Annotated in this window: 4 protein-coding genes; all 4 read left to right on the top strand. The window is 66.3% G+C overall.

Translation table 11 applies throughout. The annotated features are described in order from the left end of the window. Positions 1-1,249, top strand: a 1,249-nt coding sequence (locus VGH68_RS17905; protein WP_331605002.1) for a paraquat-inducible protein A, incomplete at its 5' end; no start/stop codon positions are given. Next, positions 1,233-2,852 carry an intermembrane transport protein PqiB gene (locus VGH68_RS17900; RefSeq protein ID WP_331605000.1) on the top strand — a complete coding sequence of 540 codons (1,620 nt, stop codon included), beginning with the start codon at positions 1,233-1,235 and terminating at the stop codon, positions 2,850-2,852. The genes VGH68_RS17905 and VGH68_RS17900, both read left to right, overlap by 17 nt. Continuing rightward, complete coding sequence (locus VGH68_RS17895; protein ID WP_331604999.1) at positions 2,849-3,472, top strand: PqiC family protein; 624 nt, start codon at positions 2,849-2,851, stop codon at positions 3,470-3,472. Before VGH68_RS17900 ends, VGH68_RS17895 begins: the two co-directional genes overlap by 4 nt. 154 nt (positions 3,473-3,626) lie before the next feature. Then, positions 3,627-3,884 (top strand): RNA-binding protein, encoded by a 258-nt coding sequence (locus tag VGH68_RS17890; RefSeq protein ID WP_331604998.1) that lies wholly within the window; start codon positions 3,627-3,629, stop codon positions 3,882-3,884. The last annotated feature ends 134 nt before the right edge of the window (positions 3,885-4,018 follow it).

Raw genomic sequence — 4,018 nt, 5'->3', positions numbered from 1 at the left:
CGATCTGCTGCAGTTCGGCGCGCCGCTCGCGGTCGGCAGTACGCTGCGTTGCCGCCGTTGCCATGCCGAGCTGAGACGCTCGCGCCCGAACGGTCCCGAGTACGCGCTCGCGTTCACGGTAGCGTCGGCCGTGCTGCTGGTGATCTCGAACCTGTATCCGATCGTCGGGCTGTCGTTGAACGGCAATCTGGTGCAAACGACGCTCGCCGGCGCGGTGCGCTTACTGTACGAACACGGCACCTGGCCGCTCGCGCTGCTGGTCGCGCTGACGACGATCGTCACGCCGGTGCTGCAGATCGTCGCGATGCTGTGGCTGCTGCTGCCGCTGCGCTTTGGCCGGGTGCCGTGGCGCGCGGCCGCTGGTTTTCGGCTGTTTCAACTGGCGCGGCCATGGGGGATGACCGAGGTGCTGATCCTTGGGCTGCTGGTCGCGCTCGTCAAGCTCGCGCATATCGCGAAGGTGGTGCCCGGCACCGCGCTGTGGTCGTTTATCGCGTTGATGCTGCTGCTGGCGGCGGCGTCGGCCGCGTTCGATCCGCGCGAAGCATGGGCGCGCATCACCGAGCGGCGGCACAACGCCGGCGCGTGGCGGATGCCGCCGCTGCGGCGGCGCCACGGCGCGCTCACGGCGGCCGCGCACGGACTCGCGCTGTGCGAGGAGTGCGGGCTGCTGAGCCGCCCGCCGGCCAGTGGCGGCAAGCATAGCTGCCCGCGCTGTCACGCGCCGTTGCATCTGCGCAAGCCGGCGAGCCTGTCGCGCACGTGGGCCTATCTGGTCGCCGCGATGGTGCTCTACATTCCGGCCAACGTGCTGCCCGTGATGGATACGAGTTCGCTGTTCGGCAGCCAGAAGGACACCATCATGAGCGGCGTCGTCTATCTGTGGGTGTCCGGCTCGTGGCTGCTCGCGGTGCTGGTGTTTATCGCGAGCATCGCGGTGCCGATGCTGAAGATCATCGGTCTCGCGTATCTGGCCGTGTCCACGCAGCTTCGTTCGCAATGGCTGCCGGGACAGCGCACCAGCGTCTATCGCGTGATCGAGCTGGTCGGCCGCTGGTCGATGCTCGATATCTACGTGATCACGATGCTCGTTGCGCTGGTGCAATTCCAGGCGCTGGCGACGATCAAGGCGGGACCCGCGTCGATCGCATTCGGCGCGGTGGTGGTGCTGACCTTGCTCGCCGCGATGGCGTTCGATCCGCGTCTGATCTGGGACGCACTGGAGAAGAACCATGTCCGCGCCCAATGAAGATCCGGATCTGCCGGCCGCGCAGCCGGTGCCGCACTCGCGCTGGCGCATGCAACTGGTGTGGCTGGTGCCGATCGTCGCGATCCTGGTGGGCGGCTGGCTCGCGGTCAAAGCGGTGCTGGAGCGCGGCGAGCAGATCAGCATCACCTTCAAGACCGGCGAAGGACTCGAGGCGGGCAAGACCAAGATCAAGTTCAAGGATGTCGATATCGGCGTGGTGGACAGCGTATCGCTGTCGCGCGATCACAAGCGCGTGGTCGCGAAGGCCGAAGTGAGCCGCGACGCCGCGAATCTGATGGTCGACAACACGCGCTTCTGGGTCGTGCGTCCGCGCATTTCCGGCGGCACTGTGTCGGGCCTCGGCACGCTGCTGTCCGGCTCGTATATCGACGTCGACGTCGGAAGTGCGCCCAAAGCGCGGCGCGATTTCGTCGGGCTGGAGGAGCCGCCGGTATTCGCGAGCGACGTGCCGGGCCGCGAATTTACCTTGAAGGGAGCGGGGCTCGGTTCGCTCGACGTGGGCACGCCGATCTATTTCCGCAGGCTGCGGGTGGGCCAGGTCGCGTCATACCAGCTCGATCCGGATGGCCGGGGCGTCACGCTGAAGGTGTTCATCAACGCGCCGTACGACCGCTTCGTCAGAACCGACACGCGCTTCTGGCACGCGAGCGGTGTCGACATGTCGTTCGATACCGGCGGCGTGCGGGTCGAAACGCAGTCGATCGTATCGATCATCATCGGCGGGGTCGCGTTCGAGTCGCCGCCCGATTCGCGCGAAGAGAACGTCGCGGCGGCCAATACGCACTTCGAGCTATACGCGACGCGCGCCGACGCGATGCAGCAGCACGACACGATCGTCGACCGGTATATCGTCGACTTCTCCGACTCGGTGCGCGGGCTGACGGTCGGCGCGCCGATCGATTTCCGCGGGGTCGTGATCGGCGAAGTGACGGCGATCTATACGCGCTTTGACCCTGCGACCCGCCGCTTCAGCATTCCGGTCGCCATCCAGATCTATCCGCAGCGCTTCACGTCGCGCTACCAGGCGGGCCAGAGCGGGCCGGCCGGCGGCAGAATCACCGACGACCCGCGCGGGATGGCGAACTACCTGGTCGAACACGGTTTCCGCTTCCAGTTGAGAAGCGGCAATCCGCTGACCGGGCAGCTCTATCTCGCGCTCGATTATTTCCCGGACGCGCCGAAGGCCAGCATCGACTGGAGCAAGTCGCCGCCGGAATTGCCCGCGATTCCGCGTACGCTGCAGTCGTTGCAGGACTCCGTCACGCGGCTGTTGAGCAAGCTCAACAACTTCCCGGTCGAGGCGATCGGCAACGATGTGCGCACGACGCTGCGTACGACCAATTCGATGCTGTCGCAGCTCAATAAAGACGTCGTGCCGAAGGCGCGCGATACGTTGTCGTCCGCGCAATCCACGCTCGATTCCGCGAACGCGGCGCTGCAGCCCGACTCGTCGTTGCAGCAATCGACCGAGGACGCGATGCAGGAGATGAGCCGCACGGCCGCGTCGCTGCGCGTGCTGTCCGATTATCTGGCGCGGCATCCGGAATCGTTGGTACGCGGCAAGCCGGAGGACAAGCGATGAAACACCTGACGACGAGTGCGACGACGCGCAAGAGAACACCGCTCAACGCATGCTGGGTGCTCGTGCTTGCAGCCGCGTTGCTTGGCGGCTGTAAATCTCCGGCGACGAACTTCTACACGCTCAGCCCCGACGCGTCGCTCGCGAGCTCAGGCGACAGCCGCCCGATCGTCGCGGTGATCGGACCGGTGACGATCCCGGAGATCGTCGACAGGCCGCAGATCGTTACCAGGTTTAACGACAGCGGGGTCGCGGTCCATGAATTCGAGCGCTGGGCACAGCCGCTGAAGGGCGACATCGGCCGCGTGATCGCGGCCGATCTCGGCACGCTGCTGAACTCGCAGCAGATCTCGGTGTTCGACGCGACGCACGATCTACCGAGCGTCTGGCATGTGCGGATCGACGTGATGCGCTTCGATGCCGTGCAGGGTCGCGATGTCGTCGTCGATGTGTTGTGGGCGGTGCGCCCGCCCGGCAAGAGCCGCGTCGTCACCGGCCGCTCGGTCGCGCGTGAAGCGGTATCCGGTCCGGGGTTCGATCCGATCGTCGCCGCGCATGACCGGGCGCTCGCATCGGTGAGCCGCGATATCGCCGCGGCGGTGCAGGCGAACCCGGTGCAGTGACACTGGTTGACGCCGGTCGACGCGGGCGCCACGTCGCGGGAGCGGCCGCTCGCGGCGCCTGCGCGCGGATGACGCGCCGGTTCGATCGTCGACTGCCCCGGTGCGCGAGATCGGCGCGTTGCGCGCGAAGCAACCTTCGAGAGGAACAACCATCATGGCTGAACTGCTGCTTGGCAATGTGGAGGAAAACGTATCCGACGAGGAGATCGGCGAGTTCCTGACCCGCTACGGATTCCCCCGCTACAGTTCGATTCGCCGCATGCCCGGCTCCGGCTCGCGGCCCGCCGCGATCGTGGTGTTCGACGACGTGAGCGCGGACGGCCTGCGCACGCTGCAGCCGCGCATCCACAATCTGTACTGGAAGAACCGCACGATCACCGCGCTGCTGATGCCTGAACGTAGCGAAGATTGACGCGCGAGGGGAGCCACGCATGGGGATTCTGTCGCGATGGTTGAGCAGACGAAGCAGGGTTGAACCTGGCGATCTCCGGCAGTTCAAGGAGATCGTCGAACGCGTCGTCGCGCTTAGTCCGTCACTGCGCTTCG

This window comes from Paraburkholderia sp. (assembly GCF_036488505.1).
Taxonomy (GTDB): Bacteria; Pseudomonadota; Gammaproteobacteria; order Burkholderiales; family Burkholderiaceae; genus Paraburkholderia.
The sequence above is the reverse complement of the archived record's forward strand: the minus strand, read 5'-3'. Positions and strand labels throughout refer to the sequence as shown.